The organism is Pseudomonas sp. KB_12, assembly GCF_052114545.1.
GTDB classification, from domain to species: Bacteria; Pseudomonadota; Gammaproteobacteria; order Pseudomonadales; family Pseudomonadaceae; genus Aquipseudomonas; species Aquipseudomonas brassicacearum.
This window is the reverse complement of sequence record NZ_JBFREY010000027.1, coordinates 35,276-55,535: the sequence shown is the minus strand read 5'-3', so window position 1 is coordinate 55,535 and position 20,260 is coordinate 35,276. Positions and strand designations below refer to the sequence as shown.

The 20,260-nt window shown below is 61.8% G+C and carries 20 protein-coding genes; 11 read left to right on the top strand and 9 right to left on the bottom strand.

Features of this window, described 5'->3' with window-relative positions; genetic code table 11:
* Positions 1–113 precede the first annotated feature (113 nt).
* The gene (locus tag AB4Z20_RS20595; protein ID WP_253477211.1) at positions 114–1,187 is read right to left on the bottom strand and encodes an AI-2E family transporter; all 1,074 of its coding nucleotides are present in this window, start codon (positions 1,185–1,187) and stop codon (positions 114–116) included.
* A 32-nt stretch (positions 1,188–1,219) separates the two neighbouring features.
* The gene (locus AB4Z20_RS20590; RefSeq protein WP_253477214.1) at positions 1,220–2,278 is read right to left on the bottom strand and encodes a DUF2066 domain-containing protein; all 1,059 of its coding nucleotides are present in this window, start codon (positions 2,276–2,278) and stop codon (positions 1,220–1,222) included.
* A gap of 365 nt (positions 2,279–2,643) precedes the next feature.
* Here AB4Z20_RS20590 and purM point away from each other — a divergent pair, with 365 nt between their 5' ends.
* The 3 genes from purM to AB4Z20_RS20575 are packed head-to-tail and all read left to right on the top strand — an operon-like array spanning position 2,644 to position 5,074.
* The gene (purM, locus tag AB4Z20_RS20585; RefSeq protein WP_018610352.1) at positions 2,644–3,702 is read left to right on the top strand and encodes a phosphoribosylformylglycinamidine cyclo-ligase; all 1,059 of its coding nucleotides are present in this window, start codon (positions 2,644–2,646) and stop codon (positions 3,700–3,702) included.
* Positions 3,702–4,352, top strand: coding sequence for a phosphoribosylglycinamide formyltransferase (gene purN / locus AB4Z20_RS20580; protein WP_014339750.1), 651 nt, complete (start codon positions 3,702–3,704; stop codon positions 4,350–4,352). Before purM ends, purN begins: the two co-directional genes overlap by 1 nt.
* Before the next feature lie 8 nt (positions 4,353–4,360).
* Positions 4,361–5,074 carry a DUF3108 domain-containing protein gene (locus AB4Z20_RS20575; protein WP_003204662.1) on the top strand — a complete coding sequence of 238 codons (714 nt, stop codon included), beginning with the start codon at positions 4,361–4,363 and terminating at the stop codon, positions 5,072–5,074.
* A gap of 192 nt (positions 5,075–5,266) precedes the next feature.
* Here the strand turns inward: AB4Z20_RS20575 and AB4Z20_RS20570 are convergent, their stop codons facing one another.
* Complete coding sequence (locus AB4Z20_RS20570; RefSeq protein WP_442090504.1) at positions 5,267–5,743, bottom strand: hypothetical protein; 477 nt, start codon at positions 5,741–5,743, stop codon at positions 5,267–5,269.
* A 513-nt stretch (positions 5,744–6,256) separates the two neighbouring features.
* Here AB4Z20_RS20570 and AB4Z20_RS20565 point away from each other — a divergent pair.
* Positions 6,257–6,451, top strand: a complete 195-nt coding sequence (locus AB4Z20_RS20565; protein ID WP_442090503.1) for a hypothetical protein — start codon at positions 6,257–6,259, stop codon at positions 6,449–6,451.
* Between the two features lie 187 nt (positions 6,452–6,638).
* Here the strand turns inward: AB4Z20_RS20565 and AB4Z20_RS20560 are convergent, their stop codons facing one another.
* From AB4Z20_RS20560 to cysM, 5 genes are all read right to left on the bottom strand, one after another.
* Positions 6,639–7,178 (bottom strand): DUF2058 domain-containing protein, encoded by a 540-nt coding sequence (locus tag AB4Z20_RS20560; protein ID WP_214509576.1) that lies wholly within the window; start codon positions 7,176–7,178, stop codon positions 6,639–6,641.
* Positions 7,179–7,204: 26 nt separating this feature from the next.
* Positions 7,205–8,038, bottom strand: a complete 834-nt coding sequence (mazG, locus tag AB4Z20_RS20555) for a nucleoside triphosphate pyrophosphohydrolase (RefSeq protein WP_063324752.1) — start codon at positions 8,036–8,038, stop codon at positions 7,205–7,207.
* A gap of 188 nt (positions 8,039–8,226) precedes the next feature.
* A complete protein-coding gene (gene relA / locus AB4Z20_RS20550) occupies positions 8,227–10,473 on the bottom strand; it encodes a GTP diphosphokinase (RefSeq protein ID WP_442090502.1) in 2,247 nt (748 codons plus the stop codon).
* 100 nt (positions 10,474–10,573) lie between these two features.
* Positions 10,574–11,944 carry a 23S rRNA (uracil(1939)-C(5))-methyltransferase RlmD gene (gene rlmD / locus AB4Z20_RS20545; RefSeq protein WP_442090501.1) on the bottom strand — a complete coding sequence of 457 codons (1,371 nt, stop codon included), beginning with the start codon at positions 11,942–11,944 and terminating at the stop codon, positions 10,574–10,576.
* On the bottom strand, positions 11,944–12,846 hold the full coding sequence (gene cysM, locus AB4Z20_RS20540) for a cysteine synthase CysM (RefSeq protein ID WP_442090500.1): 903 nt from the start codon (positions 12,844–12,846) through the stop codon (positions 11,944–11,946). Before cysM ends, rlmD begins: the two co-directional genes overlap by 1 nt.
* 275 nt (positions 12,847–13,121) lie before the next feature.
* Between cysM and AB4Z20_RS20535 the strand changes: the two genes are divergently transcribed.
* From AB4Z20_RS20535 to AB4Z20_RS20520, 4 genes are all read left to right on the top strand, one after another.
* Positions 13,122–15,872, top strand: a complete 2,751-nt coding sequence (locus AB4Z20_RS20535; RefSeq protein ID WP_253477252.1) for a response regulator — start codon at positions 13,122–13,124, stop codon at positions 15,870–15,872.
* Between the two features lie 191 nt (positions 15,873–16,063).
* Positions 16,064–17,053, top strand: coding sequence for a 2-hydroxyacid dehydrogenase (locus AB4Z20_RS20530; protein ID WP_253477255.1), 990 nt, complete (start codon positions 16,064–16,066; stop codon positions 17,051–17,053).
* A 211-nt stretch (positions 17,054–17,264) separates the two neighbouring features.
* Positions 17,265–17,699, top strand: a complete 435-nt coding sequence (locus AB4Z20_RS20525) for a hypothetical protein (RefSeq protein ID WP_024619740.1) — start codon at positions 17,265–17,267, stop codon at positions 17,697–17,699.
* The gene (locus tag AB4Z20_RS20520; protein WP_253477258.1) at positions 17,699–18,103 is read left to right on the top strand and encodes an META domain-containing protein; all 405 of its coding nucleotides are present in this window, start codon (positions 17,699–17,701) and stop codon (positions 18,101–18,103) included. Before AB4Z20_RS20525 ends, AB4Z20_RS20520 begins: the two co-directional genes overlap by 1 nt.
* 119 nt (positions 18,104–18,222) lie before the next feature.
* Here AB4Z20_RS20520 and AB4Z20_RS20515 read toward each other — a convergent pair whose 3' ends face one another.
* Positions 18,223–18,687, bottom strand: coding sequence for a TlpA disulfide reductase family protein (locus tag AB4Z20_RS20515; protein ID WP_253477261.1), 465 nt, complete (start codon positions 18,685–18,687; stop codon positions 18,223–18,225).
* 114 nt (positions 18,688–18,801) lie between these two features.
* Here AB4Z20_RS20515 and arsC point away from each other — a divergent pair, with 114 nt between their 5' ends.
* From arsC to AB4Z20_RS20500, 3 genes are read left to right on the top strand one after another with little or no spacing between them, the layout of a single operon-like run.
* Positions 18,802–19,155 (top strand): arsenate reductase (glutaredoxin), encoded by a 354-nt coding sequence (gene arsC / locus AB4Z20_RS20510; RefSeq protein ID WP_018610326.1) that lies wholly within the window; start codon positions 18,802–18,804, stop codon positions 19,153–19,155.
* Positions 19,152–19,757 (top strand): NAD(P)H:quinone oxidoreductase, encoded by a 606-nt coding sequence (wrbA, locus tag AB4Z20_RS20505; protein ID WP_003204695.1) that lies wholly within the window; start codon positions 19,152–19,154, stop codon positions 19,755–19,757. Before arsC ends, wrbA begins: the two co-directional genes overlap by 4 nt.
* A complete protein-coding gene (locus AB4Z20_RS20500; protein WP_214509567.1) occupies positions 19,750–20,175 on the top strand; it encodes a DUF2069 domain-containing protein in 426 nt (141 codons plus the stop codon). Before wrbA ends, AB4Z20_RS20500 begins: the two co-directional genes overlap by 8 nt.
* Positions 20,176–20,260: the final 85 nt, after the last annotated feature.

Sequence of the window (20,260 nt, the reverse complement as noted above, 5' to 3'; positions counted from 1 at the left end):
TTTATACCCGTGGCGCGGACCGCACAATGCGCCGGACCACGAGCAAAATCAAAGGTTTGCAGCGGTAAGACAGCGGAGCGGCGGTTTCCCTGACGCTCCGCCCGACATTCGCCCTACAGATCAGGGTCTTCGGCGCCGCTATAGATGTCCGAATCCTTGTACAAATCGTGCATATGACGCACCAGCACCATGATCACCGCCGCCACCGGCAGCGCCAGCAGGATCCCGGTGAAGCCGAACAACTCGCCCCCCGCCAGGATCGCGAAGATCACCGCCACCGGATGCAGGCCAATACGATCGCCCACCAGCAGCGGCGTCAGCACCATGCCCTCCAGGGCCTGACCGACCATGAACACCGCGACGATGCCCACCATCGGGTACAGGTCGCCGCCGAACTGGAACAATCCGGCGATCAATGCCGCGCCAATACCAATCACAAAACCCATGTACGGCACGATGGCGGCCAGGCCGGCGATCAGGCCGATCAACAGCCCCAGCTCCAGTCCCACCAACATCAGGCCTGCCGCATAGATGAAACCCAGGGCCACCATCACCAGCAGTTGCCCGCGCACAAACGCCCCCAACACTTCGTGGCATTCGCCGGTCAGGGTCATGATGCGTTCTTCACGATGACGCGGCAGCAGGCTGCGAATCTTCGCCATCATCAGATCCCAGTCCCGCAGCAGATAGAAGGCCACCACTGGAATCAGCACCAGATTCGCCAGCCAGCCGATCAACGCCAGGCCCGAGGCCGTGGCCTGGCTCAACACCACGCCGACGATGTCGGTGGTCTGGCCCATGTGCTCGCTGATAGCCGCCTTGACCTTGTCAAACTTCCAGAAACCGTCCGCCAACCCCAGCTTCGACTGCACCCACGGCACCGCGCTGTGCTGCAACCAATCGAGCATCTGCGGCGCCAATTCGTACAGGCGCAACAGTTGCTTGGCGAGCATCGGGATCAGCACCAGCAACAGTGCGCCCACAATCAAGGTGAACAACGCAAACACCGCCACAACGCCCCAGGTTCGCGACAGGCCGAGTTTTTCCAGGCGATCCACCACCGGGTCGAACAGATAGGCCAGCAGCAGCGCAACCAGGAACGGCGTCAGGATCGGATGCAGCAAATAGATAAGCGCAATCAGCAGGGCAACCCCGCCCAACCAGAACCAACGCCGCGTATCGACCATGAACCACTCCTAGCTATATAAAGAAAGAAAACCTACCAGCGGAACCGCAGATTGGCTGCCGGCGCCGGCACAGGTGCTGCAACCGGGGCCAAGCCATCGGCGGCGGGCGGCGCCACTGGCACTGGCGCGACGGCCTCGCCGGGCGGGATCTCCTGCAGTTTCGCCAGGGCCAACTGCGCCTTCAGTTGTTCGGCACTGCCGTTGACCCGATAGACGATCCGGTCGCCTTCGACCCGCTGCAACTGCCCGCCAAATGGTTCGAGTAAACGCCCAAGCGCCGCATACCGCTCAAGGTTCATGCCCTGCACCTCCAGCAACTGTTCAGTCGCCACGCCCGGCTTGGCAACGAAGCGTGGCGCCAGGCGCTGGTTCACCGCCAGCATCACCGCGTCAGCCAGTGCGGCCGGATCGGCGCCCTGGGCAGTGCCCTGCTCACGCTGATCGCCCAGCCACAGGCGCCAGGTGCCGTGCCACTGTCCACCCTCTTCCTTGGCATGGACCGCCAGCAAAGCGTCTGTCGCGTAACGCTCCGAGGCATCGCGCAAAGGCGCCGGGTCGCTGCCTTCCAGGTTGGGTGCGGTGGCAACGATCTGCTCGCTCAAGTCCGCCAGCGGCAGGTGCAATGCCAGCCCCCGATGCTGGGCGGCACGCCGCAATGGCGTGGCGCTGGCCTGGCCATCGCCCACCAGGCTGGAGCCCTCGGCAGAGTCGTTCAGCCACCAGCCCAGGATCGATGGCCGGTTCGCGCTCCACAGCGACAAGCCTGCCGAGCGCAATGCCCGGTCGGTACTCGCCGGGTCGAAGTCCACCTTGAGGCTTTCCGGCGGGCCGGCGTCGTAGCCATATTGAAGAATGATCTGTTGCGGGTCCTTGCGGATCGCCGCCAGACCAGGATTCTGGGCAGCCTTGGCGTCGCCGGTCAGGCGCAGCACCAGAGTGTCCAGGGCGCGCAGGGTCGCCTGGTTACGCTCCTCCGGGGTCTGGTTGCTGACCGGTTCGAGCACCTGATAGAGGCCATTGACGGTTTCGGCATGGCTCGCCAGGCTGATCAGCGACAAGCAGCTCACGGACAAGAATTTGAACAAACGCATGGAAGATTCCCGGACATAACGGCTGGAACAGGCCGTGTGAAGAAGATTGAGCATGGCTGTGACCACAGCACCCGGCAAAACATTCACACACCCGGTGGAAGTTTCGCACGGTCATCACCATAACCGGTTACCGCTACACCTTATACAGACGCGCTACGCAGTACCAATATAAGAAATATCGGTTTTTTTCCGTGGATATGTCCCTGCCCGTCGGCGCGAGGATGGCCGCTGCCCCTCAAGCCTGATAAAATCGCGCGCCTTCGCAGACCGGCAATGGCTGGGCTCCCGGAATAATTCGTACAACGGTTATTCAATGGCCCCGGCGTCGGTCGTTACCCAGAAATCCCCCCCTAAAGGCCTGGATCATGAGCAAGCAACCCTCCCTGAGCTACAAGGACGCCGGTGTAGACATCGACGCCGGTGAAGCATTGGTCGAACGCATCAAGAGCGTCGCCAAGCGCACTGCGCGTCCGGAAGTCATGGGCGGCCTGGGCGGTTTCGGCGCCCTCTGCGAGATCCCGGCCGGCTACAAGCAACCGGTCCTGGTCTCGGGCACCGACGGCGTCGGCACCAAGCTGCGCCTGGCCCTGAACCTGAACAAGCACGACAGCATCGGCATCGACCTGGTGGCCATGTGCGTGAACGACCTGGTGGTCTGCGGCGCCGAGCCGCTGTTCTTCCTCGACTACTACGCCACCGGCAAACTGAACGTCGACACCGCCGCCCAGGTCGTGACCGGCATCGGCGCTGGCTGTGAGCTGTCCGGCTGCTCCCTGGTCGGCGGCGAAACCGCTGAAATGCCTGGCATGTACGAAGGCGAAGACTACGACCTGGCCGGCTTCTGCGTCGGCGTCGTGGAAAAGGCCGAGATCATCGACGGCTCGAAAGTCGCCGCTGGCGATGCCCTGCTCGCCCTGCCGTCCTCCGGCCCGCACTCCAACGGCTACTCGCTGATCCGCAAGATCATCGAAGTCTCGGGTGCCGACATCGAAAACACCCAGCTCGACGGCAAGCCACTGGCCGATCTGCTGATGGCCCCGACCCGCATCTACGTCAAGCCGCTGCTCAAGCTGATCAAGGACACCGGTGCCGTCAAGGCCATGGCCCACATCACCGGTGGTGGCCTGCTGGACAACATCCCGCGCGTGCTGCCAAAAGGCGCCCAGGCCGTGGTCGACGTAGCGAGCTGGACCCGCCCGGCGGTGTTCGACTGGCTGCAAGAGAAAGGCAATGTCGATGAAACCGAAATGCACCGCGTGCTGAACTGCGGCGTGGGCATGGTCATCTGCGTGGCCCAGGAGCACGTCGAGACGGCCCTGAACGTACTGCGTGAAGCTGGCGAGCAGCCTTGGGTCATCGGCCAGATCGCTATCGCGGCCGAAGGCGCTGCACAGGTCGAGCTGAAAAACCTTAAGGCGCACTGATGTCCGCAACCTGTGACGTGGTGGTGCTGCTGTCCGGCACCGGCAGTAACTTGCAGGCCTTGATCGACAGCACACGGACCGGCGACAGCCCGGTCCGTATCCGCGCGGTGATTTCCAACCGCGCCGATGCCTACGGCCTGCAACGCGCCAAAGAGGCGGGTATCGACACCCGCGTCCTGGATCACAAGGCGTTCGAGGGCCGCGAAGCCTTCGACGCCGCGCTGATCGAGCAAATCGACACCTTCAATCCGCAACTGGTGGTCCTCGCTGGCTTCATGCGCATCCTCAGCGCTGGCTTCGTGCGTCACTACCAGGGCCGCCTGTTCAATATCCATCCCTCGCTGCTGCCCAAATACAAAGGGTTACACACTCACCAGCGGGCGCTGGAGGCCGGAGACACGGAGCACGGCTGCTCTGTGCACTTTGTCACCGAGGAACTCGATGGCGGACCACTGGTCGTACAGGCAGTAATACCGGTAGAGTTGCACGACACGCCGCAAAGCCTGGCGCAACGGGTTCACGCCCGCGAGCACCAGATCTACCCGATGGCCGTGCGTTGGTTTGCCGAAGGAAGGCTGACCCTCGACGATCGCGGAGCCTCACTGGACGGCCAGTTGCTCGCCGCCAGCGGCCATTTGATTCGATACTAGGAGATTTTATGCGTCGCGCCCTGCTCTTCGCTTGCGCTCTGCTTGCCTTGCCCCTGGCACAGGCTTCGGAACTACAACCGTTCTCCGCCAGCTACACCGCCGACTGGAAACAGTTGCCCATGAGCGGCACCGCCGAGCGCAGCCTGACCAAGGAAGCCAACGGCACCTGGAAGCTGAGCTTCAAGGCTTCGATGATGATCGCCAGCCTGACCGAAGAAAGCACGCTGACCCTGGACAAGGACACGCTGCTGCCACAGTCCTACCACTTCGAACGCGGTGGCCTGGGCAAAGCCAAGAAGGCCGACCTGGACTTCGACTGGAACACCAAGATGGTCACCGGCACCGATCGCGGTGACGCGGTCAAGCTGCCGCTCAACCGTGGCATGGTCGATAAATCCACTTACCAGTTGGCCCTGCAGCACGACGTGGCGGCCGGCAAGAAAAGCATGAGCTATCAGGTCGTCGATGATGGCGAAGTCGATACCTATGACTTCCGCGTGCTGGGCTCGGAAAAAGTCGACACCAAGGCCGGCCAGATCGATGCGATCAAGGTCGAGCGCGTGCGCGACCCGACACAAAGCAAGCGCATCACCGTGCTCTGGTTCGCCAAGGACTGGGACTACCTGCTGGTGCGCCTGCAACAGGTCGAGACCGACGGCAAGGAGTACAACATCATGCTCCTGGACGGTACGGTCAACGGCAAGGCTGTGAAAGGCAGTTGATCGACACCGATAACACCAAGCCCCGCCGATGCGGGGCTTTTTATTGCCCGGATTCCAAACTCGCGCCCCACAGGTTCGAGTGCATAGAGGAGCAACGGCCACTTTTATAAACCTCACCCATGCGGATGAAGGTCATGAAAAATCTGCGCTTTACGCCCTTTTTAAAGCCAATATATTTTAAATTTAATTTATTTATGGCTGCGCCGAAGGTTTCGTGCGAACGCAACTTAGTTTCCCCTTAATCGGCACAGAGGTATTAGTTTTTTTCTTTACCAGCACAACCCCTCTCACTGCAACTGAGCCCTCTGGAATACTTTTCAATTCCTCCAAGTTAACCCAACGAGTAGTAATAGGATGAATAATGGTTTTTATTTCGAAATTCCACTCTTGCGTAGAGCCGTCGCACCTTTCTGATTCAAACCGTATCGTCGTGGCCGAAGGTACATTATCAAGTTGAAAGTAAGTCATCTGATCATTTTTACATCCATAATACTGCATATCATAATAGCCATCTTTATCAGTAGGAAGACTACAGGAATCGCCTGTCCCTCCTTCTCTCTCAGAAAACTTAACGACCCCCTTTGGCGTATCAGCAGCCATTACTGAATAGCCCCCCACCCAGCTGGATATAACGACAAACCCAACAAATATAACTTTGGAAAGATTCATCATATAACTCCTCTGACTACCACCCGCCATGGACTTCTACGACTGTTTCATCTCGAAAACAGACTAAGCACTGTCGACTATCACCCAAACACATCCCGTCGCGCCGCACTGGATAGAAGTAAACAAGATTTTGGGGAACGGGGTAACTGTCAGAGTTGACAGGTGCGCTAAAAAATCTCTTGCAGGCATGCCAATCGTCGAGCTTGTCCTGTTGCGACGGCTTGACCCTCCGCTTTGGGGGGAGGGATTGTCATTGACTGTGATGGCCTCTTCGCGAGCAAGCTCGCTCCCACAGAGGGCTTGCGCTCCCTCAAGGCTTGCCGCTGCAACATGAAACCTTTTTCATGAACAATACCTGCGACCGAATGCCGCGCACTGCCTGGCCTGCAGGATTGCTGCGCTTTCCATGAAAATTTCTTAACGCGCCGAAGCATTTACTTAGCACGCTACCAAAATCTATAACAAAGTCCTGCACACGCCTTGCTGCAGATAACAGAGATTGGAGCTTGCAAGATGACTGTGAAAGTAACTGAACGCGACGACGCTCACATGTCCCACGAAGGCATTGCCGCCGGTATCCGGATCTGGGATGTGCATCAACAGGATTTACTGGTGGGGATGTTCCACTCCGAAACGGACGCCCACAGCTACAAGGCCGAGCTGGAGTGTGAGGAGCGGCAGCGCTCGCATGAGACCGCAGAATCCTGAACAACACAAACCCCTATGGGACTTGTGCCTGTGGGAGCAAAGCTTGCTCGCGATAGCACTGTGTCAGACAGAAAAATATTGCCTGATACTGCGCTATCGCGAGCAAGCTTTGCTCCCACAGGCTCCCACAGTTTTTCTGGAGACCTCTGCAGATGCTCCAGGTTGTGCGTTTAGCTTACAGCCCTGCTTACCACATCAAATCATCAGGAATCTGATACGCCGCGTACGGATCATCGGCATCCACTTCTTCGGTCTGGGTGTTGAGCTGGACGATGCGCAGGGGGTCGCGTTCCTGGATCTTCAGGGCCGCCTCGCGCGGGATCACTTCGTAGCCGCCGGCATGGTGGACAATCGCCAGCGAGCCACTGCTCAGCTTGTTGCGCATCAGAGTGTTGACCGAGATGCGCTTGACCTTCTTGTCGTCGACGAAGTTGTAATAGTCCTCAGTGGTCAGCTTCGGCAGGCGCGAGACCTCGATCAATTGCTTGATCTGCGCGGCCCGAGCTTTCTGCTCGACCTTTTCCTGCTGCTGACGGTTGAGTTCCTGGTCGCGCTTGACCTTCTCGGCCAAAGCTTGCTGGGCGGCACGCTGCTGGGAGTCATCCAGTTCGATCTGGCCTTTATGGGCCAGGCGTTGCTGCTTCTGTTTCTCTTTGCCGACCTGCTTGGCCTGCTTTTGGTTGACCAGCCCTGCTTTGAGCAACTGGTCGCGAAGGGAAAGGCTCATGGTGCTTACTCACTTAGGCAACGGCCTCAGCCACAGCTGGGCAAATTCTTTTCCTGACGTTTGGCTTCGCCCCACAAGGCGTCCAACTCTTCGAGGGTGCAATCTTCCATGGGACGGTGGGTGTCGCGCAATGCCTGTTCGATAAATCGGAACCGCCGCTCGAACTTTCCGTTGGCGCCACGCAGGGCGGTTTCCGGGTCGACCTTGAGGTGGCGAGCCAGATTCACCACGCTGAACAGCAGATCGCCGATCTCGTCGCTGATGGCCACCGGATCGTTGTCGGCCATGGCTTCGAGCACTTCGTCCAATTCCTCCCGGACTTTGTCGAGCACCGGCAACGGGCCTGGCCAGTCGAAACCGACCTGAGCCGCACGCTTCTGCAACTTCGCCGAACGGGACAACGCCGGCAGCGCCCCCGGCACATCGTCGAGCAACGACAACTGCTCGGGCGCAGCGGCTTTCTCGGCCCGCTCCTCTGCCTTGATTTCTTCCCAGCGCTGCTTGACCTGCTCTTCGCTCAGGCGCGGGATATCCACAGGCGCATACAGGTCACCGGTAGGAAACACATGGGGATGACGGCGGATCAACTTGCGGGTGATGCTGTCGACCACGCCGGCGAACTCAAAGCGGTTTTCTTCCCGGGCCAGTTGGCTGTAATACACCACTTGGAACAACAGGTCGCCCAACTCGCCCTGCAAATGATCGAAGTCGCCGCGCTCGATGGCATCGGCCACTTCGTAGGCTTCTTCCAGGGTATGAGGGACGATGGTCGCGTAGGTTTGCTGGATATCCCACGGGCAGCCGTACTGCGGGTCCCGCAGGCGGTTCATCAGGTGGAGCAGGTCTTCAAGGCTGTACATTAAATCCGTCTCATCACACAAAGCCCTGTGGGAAATAATCCATAGGAGCAGCCTGTGGTGAGAGAGCCTGTGGGAGCAAAGCTTGCTCGCGATTGGGGCTGTGGACCCAACCTATATAGAGGCTGACCCACCGTTATCGCGAGCAAGCTTTGCTCCCACAGGCTTTCTCCCACATTAGTGGTTAGGGATCACCCCGGCGTCCGGTTACGCCGGGTCTCGATGATGTTCGGCAACTGGGAAATCCGCCCCAACAACCGCCCCAGCGCATCCAGCCCCGGAATCTCGATGGTCAGGGACATCAGCGCGGTGTTGTCTTCCTTGTTCGAACGGGTGTTGACCGCCAGCACGTTGATCCGCTCGTTCAGCAACACCTGGGACACGTCACGCAGCAGGCCGGATCGGTCGTAGGCGCGGATGACGATGTCCACCGGGTAGGTGAGCACCGGCACCGGGCCCCAACTGACCTGGATGATCCGCTCCGGCTCGCGACCGGACAGTTGCAGCACCGAGGCACAGTCCTGGCGGTGAATGCTCACACCACGGCCCTGGGTGATGTAGCCGACGATCGCATCCCCCGGCAATGGCTGGCAGCAGCCGGCCATCTGGGTCATCAGGTTGCCCACGCCCTGGATCTGGATATCGCCGCGCTTGCCTGGCTTGTAGCCGGTGGCCTTGCGCGGGATCAGCTCCAGTTGCTCGTTGCCCCGCTCCGGCTCCACCAGTTGCTGGGCCAGGTTGACCAACTGCGCCAGGCGCAGATCGCCGGCACCGAGGGCGGCGAACATGTCCTCGGCGGTTTTCATGTTGGCTTTTTCGGCCAGCTTGTCGAAATCCACTTGCGGCAGGCCCAGGCGACCGAGCTCACGCTCGAGCAGGGTCTTGCCAGCGGCGACGTTCTGGTCGCGAGCCTGCAACTTGAACCAGTGGACGATTTTCGCCCGTGCCCGCGAGGTGGTGATGTAGCCCAGGTTCGAGTTCAGCCAGTCGCGGCTCGGCGTACCGTGCTTGCTGGTGATGATCTCGACCTGTTCACCGGTCTGCAGGCTGTAGTTGAGCGGCACGATCCGCCCGTTGATCTTGGCGCCACGGCAGTTGTGGCCGATCTCGGTGTGGACCCGGTAGGCGAAGTCCAGCGGCGTCGAGCCCTTGGGCAGGTCGATGGCGTGGCCGTCGGGGGTGAAGATATAGACCCGGTCCGGCTCGATATCGACCCGCAGCTGTTCGGCCAGGCCGCCGATGTCACCCAGCTCCTCATGCCACTCGAGGACCTGGCGCAGCCAGGAGATTTTCTCTTCGTAGTGGTTGGACCCGGACTTGACGTCGGTGCCCTTGTATTTCCAGTGGGCGCAGACGCCCAGCTCGGCCTCCTCGTGCATGGCATGGGTACGGATCTGCACTTCCAGTACCTTGCCCTCGGGGCCGATCACTGCGGTGTGCAGCGAGCGATAGCCGTTTTCCTTGGGGTTGGCGATGTAGTCGTCGAACTCCTTCGGAATGTGCCGCCACAGGGTGTGGACGATCCCCAGCGCGGTGTAGCAGTCACGCATTTCCGGGACCAGGACACGAACGGCGCGAACGTCGTAGATCTGGCTGAATTCCAGGCCCTTGCGCTGCATTTTTCGCCAGATCGAGTAGATGTGCTTGGCCCGGCCACTGATGTCGGCTACCACGCCGGTGGCCTGCAACTCTTCGCGCAGTTGGGTCATCACATCGGTGATGAAACGCTCGCGATCCAGGCGCCGCTCATGCAACAGTTTGGCAATCTGCTTGTACTGATCGGGCTCCAGGTAGCGGAAGGACAGGTCCTCCAGCTCCCACTTGATATGACCGATGCCGAGACGGTGGGCCAGGGGTGCATAGATATCGAACACCTCCCGGGCGACGCGATTGCGTTTTTCGTCATCGGCAGACTTCACGGCGCGGATGGCGCAGGTGCGTTCGGCCAGCTTGATCAGCGCGACGCGCACATCGTCGACCATCGCCACCAGCATCTTGCGCAGGTTTTCCACCTGGCCCTGGGTGCCCAGCACCATGGACTGGCGCGGGCTGAGGCTGGCGCTGATGGCGGCCATGCGCAGCACGCCGTCGATCAGCTTGGCCACCACCGTGCCGAAGCGCTGACTGACCATCGGTAGCTGGATCTGCCCTTCGCGCACGCCGCGGTACAGCACCGCCGCCACCAGCGAATCCTGGTCGAGCTTGAGGTCAGCGAGAATTTCGGCGATCTCCAGGCCCGTCTGGAAACTCGAGGTGCCTTCGGACCACAGGTTCTTCGCCGCATTATGTTGCTGCTCCGCCTCACGAGCGAACTCGCAGGCGGCCTTCAAGGCTTCGCGATCCAGAGCCATGTCGACGCTGACCGCATGATCGAGCCAAGCCTCGAGATTGATACTGCCGTCGGTGTTGATCGGCTGGTGTGCTCTCACCTGTACCATCTTTACTTACCTTCCCTACGACGCAGATTCAATGCGTCAACTTCGCTGACCTTCATGCCCGTGTTTTCGCCCAGGACTGTGGCGGGTTGGCACGAACGGGTCAGTCGGACAAGCCATCCTGGCTCGCTTCAAATAACGCCATGGCCTCGACATGCGCCGTTTGAGGAAACATATCGAGAATCCCGGCACGTTTTAACCGGTAGCCCTGCTTGATCAGTTCGACCGTATCCCGGGCTAAAGTTGCCGGGTTGCACGATACATAGACCAACCGTTTGGCACCCAGGGACGACAGTTTGCGCACCACCTCGAAAGCACCGTCACGGGGTGGGTCCAAGAGTACCGCAGAAAAGCCTTCGCCGATCCATTCGGCATCAGCCAGAGGCTGGGATAAATCGGCCTGAAAAAAGGCCGTGTTATTCAAATTGTTGCTGACGGCATTGGCCGCCGCACGATCCACCATGGTCTGCACGCCTTCGACAGCCACCACCTGGCGCACGCTTTTGGCCAGCGGCAAGGCAAAGTTGCCCAGGCCGCAGAACAGATCCAGCACCCGCTCCTCGGTTCGCGGTGCCAGCCATTGCAAGGCCTGGGCGATCATCGCCTCGTTGACCCCGGCGTTCACCTGGATGAAGTCCCCGGGCCGGTACGCCAGCTCAAGGTCCCAGGCATCCAGGCGAAACCCCAGGGCCTGCCCAGGCTCGACCGGTTGCGGCTCACCTTCACCGTGCAGCCACAACTGGGCTTCATGGAACGCGCAGAAGTCCTTGAGGATCGTCAGGTCGGCCTCCGACAGCGGCGCCATGTGGCGCAGCAATACCGCGAGGGACGAACCGGCGAACAACTCCACATGCCCCAGCGCCTGGGGTTTGCTCAGGCGACGCAGCATCTCCGGCAGGCGGCTCATGATCGGCTGCAAGGGCTGTACCAGCACCGGACAATCACCGATGGCCACGATGTCCTGGCTGCCGACGGCACGGAAACCGACTTCGAGTTTTTTCGCTTTCTGGTCCCAACGCACCGCCACCCGGGCGCGACGTCGATAACCGAATTCCGGCCCGCTCAACGGCGCTGCCCATTCCTCTGGCGCCACCCCGGCCACCCGCGACAGTTGCTCGGCGAGCATGCGCTGTTTCAGGGCGAGTTGTTCGTCATGGGGCAAATGTTGGACGCTGCAACCGCCGCAGCGACCGGCATGGATGCACGGCGCCGCACGACGCAGTTCACTGGACAGGAACACCCGCTCGGTACGCGCCTCGACCACTTTGCCATGGGCACCGAGCACCCGCGCCTCGACTTCTTCGCCGGCCAGGGCGCCGATGACAAACCAGGTGCGCCCCTCGACAAAGGCGATGCCCCGGCCATCGTTGGCCAGACGCTCGATGGTCAAGCGCTGCTTTTTACCGGTGGGCACTTGCGGGGCCCGGCTTCCGCCGCTGGGCTGGAAGCGCAAGCCTCTTTCTTGTTTGGCCATCAGTTGGGCGCGTCGAAAATGCCGGTCGACAGGTAACGGTCGCCACGGTCGCAGATGATCGCGACGATCACCGCATTTTCAACTTCCTTGGACAGGCGCAGCATCCCCGCCACGGCACCGCCCGAAGACACGCCGCAGAAGATGCCTTCTTCGCGCGCCAGGCGACGGGTCACGTCCTCGGCTTCGCTCTGGGCCATGTCGATGATGCGGTCCACGCGCTCGGCCTGGTAGATCTTCGGCAGATACTCCTCGGGCCAACGACGAATGCCGGGGATGGCCGAGCCTTCCATCGGTTGCAGGCCGATGATCTGCACGTTCGGGCTCTGTTCTTTGAGGTAGCGCGAGGTGCCCATGATGGTGCCGGTGGTGCCCATCGAGCTGACGAAATGAGTGATGGTGCCGTCGGTCTGGCGCCAGATCTCAGGGCCAGTGGTGGTGTAGTGGGCCTCGGGATTGTCGCCGTTGGCGAACTGGTCCAGCACCTTGCCACGACCCTCGGCCTGCATGCGCTCGGCCAGGTCCCGGGCGCCTTCCATGCCCTCCTCCTGGGTCACCAGGATCAACTCGGCACCGTAGGCCGTCATCGCTGCCTTGCGCTCGGCGCTGGAGTTGTCGGGCATGATCAGGATCATCTTGTAGCCCTTGATCGCCGCCGCCATCGCCAGGGCAATACCGGTGTTGCCGGAAGTCGCCTCGATCAGCGTGTCGCCGGGCTGGATCTGCCCGCGCAATTCGCCACGGGTGATCATCGACAGCGCCGGCCGGTCCTTGACCGAACCCGCGGGGTTATTCCCTTCGAGCTTGAGCAAAAGCGTATTGGTGGTCACGCCGGGCAAGCGTTGCAAACGGACCAGCGGAGTGTTGCCGACGCAATCGGCGATGGTTGGGTACTGCAGAGTCATGGCGTATTCGCAATCCGGACTGCGGGGGCGCCTATCATACCGGCAAACCTGGCGAGGCCATATCACGCAAAGTAAGGGGGTTATGGCTTATAGGAATAAGCGAAGCGAAAGCCGAGGGCGTGCTCGGTTCTTCCTTGACGGTGATTCCATAAACCATAACCCCATGGCCTTGTGAATTTTACGAAGATCGCCCGCCCGCAAATCGCTACACTGCGCAGGTAATGCGTGCCGGATGCGCGCACCGCTCAATCAGACGCTGGATGCAGGAGACAAGTGTGCTCAAGAAACTGGGAATCAAAGGCCGCGTGCTGTTGCTGACCCTGTTGCCAACCAGCCTGATGGCGCTGGTCCTGGGCGGCTATTTCACCTGGATGCAGCAATCGGAGCTGCACGTCCAGTTGTTGCAACGTGGTGAAATGATCGCCGAACAACTTGCGCCGCTGGTCGCCCCGGCCATGAGCCGCCAGGACACCGATCTACTGGAGCGCATCGCCACCCAGTCCCTCGAACAGGCGGACGTGCGCGCCGTAACCTTCCTCGCCCCCGACCGCATACCGCTGGCCCACGCCGGCCCGACCATGCTCAACCGGGCGCCGGAGGGCAACAGTACGCAATTGCTGCAACGCACCGGCAACGACGCCACGCGCTACTTGCTGCCGGTATTCGGCAAGCACCGCAATCTGGCGGGCGAACTGATTCCCGAAGAAGCCGACCGCCTGCTGGGCTGGGTCGAGCTGGAGTTGTCCCACAGCGGTATGTTGCTGCGCGGCTATCGCAGCCTGTTCGCCAGCCTGCTGCTGATCGGCGCCGGCCTGTGCCTGACCGCGTTGCTGGCCCTGCGCATGGGCCGCACGATCAACCGCCCACTGAGCCAGATCAAACAGGCCGTGGCGCAACTCAAGGACGGTCACCTGGAAACCCGTCTGCCGCCGCTGGGCAGCCAGGAGCTGGACGAACTGGCCTCGGGCATCAACCGCATGGCCAGTACCTTGCAGAACGCCCAGGAAGAATTGCAGCACAGCATCGACCAGGCCACCGAAGACGTGCGCCAGAACCTGGAAACCATCGAGATCCAGAACATCGAGCTGGACCTGGCTCGCAAGGAAGCCCTGGAAGCGAGCCGGATCAAATCCGAGTTCCTGGCGAACATGAGCCATGAAATCCGCACGCCGCTCAACGGTATCCTCGGCTTTACCCACCTGTTGCAGAAAAGCGAACTGACCCCGCGCCAGCTCGACTACCTGGGCACCATCGAGAAATCCGCCGACAGCCTGCTGGGGATCATCAACGAGATCCTCGACTTTTCGAAGATCGAGGCCGGCAAGCTGGTGCTCGACAACATTCCGTTCAACCTGCGCGACCTGCTGCAAGACACCCTGACCATCCTCGCCCCCGCCGCCCATGCCAAGCAGTTGGAACTGGTGAGCCTGGTCTACCGGGACACGCCGCTGTCGCTGGTGGGCGATCCACTGCGCCTCAAGCAGATCCTCACCAACCTGGTGAGCAACGCCATCAAGTTCACCCGCGAGGGCACCATCGTCGCCCGGGCCATGCTCGAAGACGAGCACGAAGACAGCGTGCAGTTGCGCATCAGCATCCAGGACACAGGTATCGGCCTGTCCAACCAGGATGTGCGGGCGCTGTTCCAGGCGTTCAGCCAGGCTGACAACTCGCTGTCGCGGCAACCGGGGGGCACCGGGTTGGGCCTGGTGATTTCCAAGCGCCTGGTGGAACAGATGGGCGGGGAAATCGGCGTCGACAGCACACCGGGCGAAGGCTCGGAGTTCTGGATCAGCCTGCGCCTGCCCAAGACCCGTGACGATGCCGAGGACCTGCCCGGCCCGCCGTTGCTGGGCCGGCGTGTAGCGGTGCTGGAGAATCACGAACTGGCCCGCCAGGCCTTGCAGCACCAACTCGAAGACTGTGGCCTGCAAGTGACGCCGTTCAACACCCTGGAAAGCTTGACCAACGGCATCACCATCGCCCACCAGACCGATCAGGCGATCGACCTGGCCGTGCTGGGCATCACCAGCAACGACATGCCACCGGAGCGCCTCAACCAACACATCTGGGACCTTGAGCATCTGGGCTGCAAAGTACTCGTGCTGTGCCCCACCACCGAACAGACCCTGTACCACCTCTCGGTGCCCAACCCTCACAGCCAGCTCCAGGCCAAGCCGGCCTGCACCCGCAAGTTGCGCCGCGCGCTTTCCGACCTGGTCAACCCGCGCCCGACCCGCAGCGAACCCCACGAACCGGTTTCCAGCCGCGCCCCGAAAGTGCTGTGCGTGGACGACAACCCGGCCAACCTGCTGCTGGTGCAGACCCTGCTCGAAGACATGGGCGCCAAGGTGCTGGCCGTGGAAAGTGGCTATGCGGCGGTCAAGGCCGTGCAGAAGGAAACCTTCGACCTGGTCTTGATGGACGTGCAGATGCCCGGCATGGACGGTCGCCAGAGCACCGAGGCGATCCGCCAGTGGGAAAGCGAGCGGCACTGCACGCCGCTGCCGATCGTCGCCCTCACCGCCCACGCCATGGCCAACGAAAAGCGCGCCCTGCTGCAAAGTGGCATGGATGATTACCTGACCAAACCCATCAGCGAGCGGCAACTGGCCCAGGTGGTGCTCAAATGGACTGGCCTGGCCCTGCGCAACCAGTCACCGGAGCGCAGCGGCGATGCCCCGGGCGGCAGCGAACTGTTGGTGCTCGATCACGAAGAAGGCCTGCGCCTGGCCGCCGGCAAGGCCGACCTGGCGGCGGACATGCTGGCGATGCTGCTGGCCTCCCTGGAAGCCGACCGCGAAGCGATCCGCCAGGCCTGCGAGGCCAACGATCACAACGCACTGATCGAACGCGTCCACCGCCTGCACGGCGCCACCCGCTACTGCGGCGTACCGCAATTGCGGGCGGCCTGCCAGCGCAGCGAAACCCTGCTCAAGCAACAGGACCCCAAGGCCGCCGCCGCCCTGGAAGAATTGGAGCGGGCCATCAACCGCCTGGCCAGCGAGGCGCGTATCAGCGCCTGATCCAGGGCAATACCCCGGGAATCGGAATCACTGAAAATCCACGCTCCGACCCCGGACCGTAGGAGCTGTCGAGCGAAGCGAGGCTGCGATCTTTTGATCTTTCGCTTGCAACTCAATTGTCAGCGTACAGATCGCAGCCTCGTTGCACTCGACAGCTCCTACGGCCCTGTTTTTTCTGCCAGGAGGCCGCCATGCGCGTGATTTTTTTCAGCAGCCAGACCTACGACCGCGACAGTTTCACCCAGGCCCCGACGCCCGCAGGCCTTCAATTGCAATTCCAGCCCGCCCGCCTGAACCTCGACACCGTGGCCCTGGCCGAACGGCATGAAGTGGTGTGTGCCTTCATCAACGATGACCTCAGCGCCCCGGTGCTGGAGCTGTTGGCCGAAGGCGGCACGCGGCTGATCGCCCTGCGCTCGGCCGGCTACAACCACGTCGACCTGCTCGCCGCCCAGCGCCTGGGCTTGAGCATCGTCCGGGTGCCGGCCTACTCGCCCCATGCCGTGGCCGAACATGCCGTGGCATTGATCATGGCCCTCAATCGATGCCTGCACCGCGCCTACAACCGCACCCGGGACGGCAATTTCAGCCTGCATGGGCTGACCGGGTTCGATCTGGTGGGCAAGACGGTCGGGGTGATCGGCACCGGACAGATCGGCGCGACGTTCGCACGGATCATGGCCGGCTTCGGCTGCCAGTTGCTGGCCTACGACCCCTACCCCAACCCGCAGGTCGAAGCCTTGGGCGCCCGCTACCTGCCCTTGGCGGAGCTGCTCGCGCAGGCGCAGATCATCAGCCTGCATTGCCCGCTCAATGAACAAAGCCGACACCTGATCAACGCCCAATCGCTTGCTGCGATGCAACGCGGCGCGATGCTGATCAACACCGGGCGCGGCGGCCTGGTGGACACACCGGCCTTGATCGAGGCGTTGAAAAGCGGCCAACTGGGCTACCTGGGCCTGGATGTCTACGAGGAAGAAGCCCAGCTGTTTTTCAAGGACCGCTCCGACCTGCCCTTGCAGGACGACGTGCTGGCCCGGCTGTTGACCTTCCCCAACGTGATCGTCACCGCCCACCAGGCGTTCCTGACCCATGAAGCCTTGGCTGCGATTGCCCTGACCACCCTGGACAACATTGCCGCCTGGGCGGCCGGCACGCCGCAAAACCTGGTGGACAGCTAACCCTTGAACCAGCACAAACCCTGTGGGAGCGAGCTTGCTCGCGATAGCGGTGTATCACAGCCAGCCTCGATGTTGACTGACACACAGCCATCGCGAGCAAGCTCGCTCCCACAGGGGATGGAGTTTCGTCGGCCTGATCTCCAGGTGCCCGCCATCGAGACCATCCAAAGCCATGCCCCGTGCTAGCATGTCGCGCCTATTTGGAGGACCCATGGCCGAACACGATTTCCGCTACACCCTGATGAACCCGCAGCACACCTTGACCGAAGTCCGCGCACTGGCGCCGGGCCGCTACCAGGTCACCGGCAATGGCGGTTCGATCCAGGCCAACGATGTATTGCTCGTCACGCTCAAGGGCAGCAAGGACTTGTCCATGCGCCTGACCGTGGACACCGTGCGGCACCTGCTCAAGCCCATGGGCCAATGGACCGCCATGACCACCGGCCCGGTGTTCGGCGAACTGGCGATCCACACCTGGCAGGTCAACTGCGACAGCTGCGCCAAGGAACTGAGCTTCGAATTCGCCGTTGATGCCAAGCTCGGCGTCAAGGCCCAGAAACCGGCCGCCACCGCACGGATCGCCGAACTGGGCTGGACCACCGTGGGTGAAAAACACCTGTGCCCGAAATGCCAGGAAGCCGCCTGATGAAACGTTTGGCCCTGTCCGCGTCGATCGGCATGAGCCTGATGGGGTGTGCCGCTGAACCTGTGCAGCTGCAACATAACCGCAGCTACATCCTGGAGTGGATCGGTGAGCGGCCATTGATGGACTACAGCCACCTGACCATCACCCTTGGGGATGACGGTCGTGCCTATGGCAACGGCGGCTGCAACCACTGGTTCGCGCCCTATACCCAGGAGGGCCACCGCTTGAGCTTCGGCAAGATCGGCAGCACGCGCAAACTCTGCGCCCCGGCGGTGATGGAGCAAGAAACGCGCTTCTTGCAGGCGCTGGAAAAGGTCGAGCGCTGGGACATCTCGCCCATCGAGCAGATACGCTTCTGGCCGGCCCAGGGCAAGCCGCTGCGGTGGTGGCTGGAAGAGGGCTGAGGCTGACCGCTGGACTGCCCTGTAGGAGCTGCCGAAGGCTGCGATCTTTTGATCTTGATCTTTCGCTCAAGATTCAATTGTCTGGGACAAGATCGCAGCCTCGTTGCACTCGACAGCTCCTACAGCGCCTGCAACGCCTCAAGCTTGGCCATCACCCCCGCCGCCGTCTGCTCCCCCAGCAACTGCTCGCGCACCTTGCCCAGGTTATCGATGATGTACGTCACCGGTAGCCCTTCGCTGCGAGGCAGGTCGAAGATCTCGGCCGGATCCCGGGCCAGCACCGTGAAGCGAATCCCCATCTTGTCGCTGGCACTCTTGAGTTCTTCGCCCTGCACCTGGTCGAAGTTGACCCCGAATACACCGACGTTGCGCCCCTTGAGCTGTTCGGCCAAGGCATTGAATTCCGGGATTTCGGTACGGCACGGCGCACACCACTCGGCCCAGTAGTTGAGCACCACCCATTGTTTGTCCAGCCGCTGCGAGGCAATGGCCTGGCCGTTCTGGTCCACGCCGTAGTCGTTCCCGCAACCGGCGAGCAACAAAATCCCGATGAATGTCAGTGCCGCCGTCAATCGCCTTGCCATGTGCCAATCCTTGTCTGAATGTGAACGCTGCTGCGACCCGTCGCCTCTCTCAGGTGCTAGGGGCTTCGCGGCACAGTAGAATAGCCGCCACCTTACGCAAGATGCGACCCGCTCATGACCGATCTGACGCTTTATCACAACCCGCGCTGCTCGAAATCCCGCGGTGCGCTGGAACTGTTGGAGGCCCGTGGCCTGACGCCCACCGTGGTCCGCTACCTGGAAACCCCGCTCGACGCCGCGCACCTGGAACGCCTGCTGGGCAAGCTCGGCATCACCGCCCGGCAATTGCTGCGCACCGGCGAGGACGAATACAAAGACTTGAACCTGGCCGACGAAAGCCTGAGCCAAGCCCAGTTGATCGCGGCCATCGCCGCCCACCCGAAACTCATGGAACGGCCGATTCTGGAAGCCGGGGAAAAGGCCATGATCGGCCGTCCGCCGGAGAAGATCCTGGAGATCCTGCCGTGACCACGCCGTACATCCTGGTGTTGTATTACAGCCGCAGTGGCTCCACCAACGAAATGGCCCGGCAGATCGCCCGTGGTGTCGAGCAGGCCGGGCTGGAAGCCAGGTTGCGTACGGTGCCGGCCATTTCTGCCGAGTGCGAAGCGGTTTCGCCAGACATCCCGGAACAGGGCCCGCTCTACGCCAGCCTTGATGACCTGAAGAACTGCGCTGGCCTGGCCTTGGGCAGCCCGACCCGTTTCGGCAACATGGCCGCGCCGCTCAAGTACTTTCTCGACGGCACCAGTAACCTGTGGCTGACCGGCGCACTGGTGGGCAAACCGGCCGGGGTGTTCACCTCCACCGCGAGCCTGCACGGCGGCCAGGAAACCACCCTGCTGTCGATGATGCTGCCGCTGCTGCACCACGGCATGCTGATCACCGGCCTGCCCTACAGCGAATCAGCCCTGATCGACACCCAGGGCGGTGGCACGCCCTACGGACCGAGCCATCACGCCGGGGCCGACGGCAAAAGCGGCTTGAACGAACATGAGGTCGCCCTGTGTCGCGCCTTGGGTTTGCGCCTGGCGAAAACCGCCCTGTTGCTGGAGAACGGCCGTGGCTAAGAAGCCGAAGATCCTGCCTTCGATCCAATGGCTGGAACCGCGCGTACGCATCGCCCGCGCCCTCAGCCTGCTGTGCTTTTTCGGCCTGGTGGGGTTGCTCAGCGCCTACTACCTGCTGATCGCCGACCTGCACGGCGCGCGCCCCTGGGTGATTCTGCTGATCGAACTGGTGCCGCTGCTGATACTCGCCCCCGGCATGCTCACCGGCAGCGCCCGCGGACACTCGTGGATGTGCTTCGTGGTGAACCTGTATTTCATCAAGGGCGCACTGGCAGCCTATGACCCGAATCGGCAACTGTTCGGCGTGCTGGAAATGGCGGCGAGCGTGGCGGTGTTCTGCTCGGCGTTGTTGTATGTGCGTTGGCGGTTTCAGTTGAATCGGCGGCTGGCGGGCGAAGGCGAGGTCTCCGTCGCCTGATACGCCGCTATCGCGAGCAAGCTCGCTCCCACAGGGTTTTGGAACGCCAAAGATCCAGTGTGGGAGCGAGCCTGCTCGCGATGGC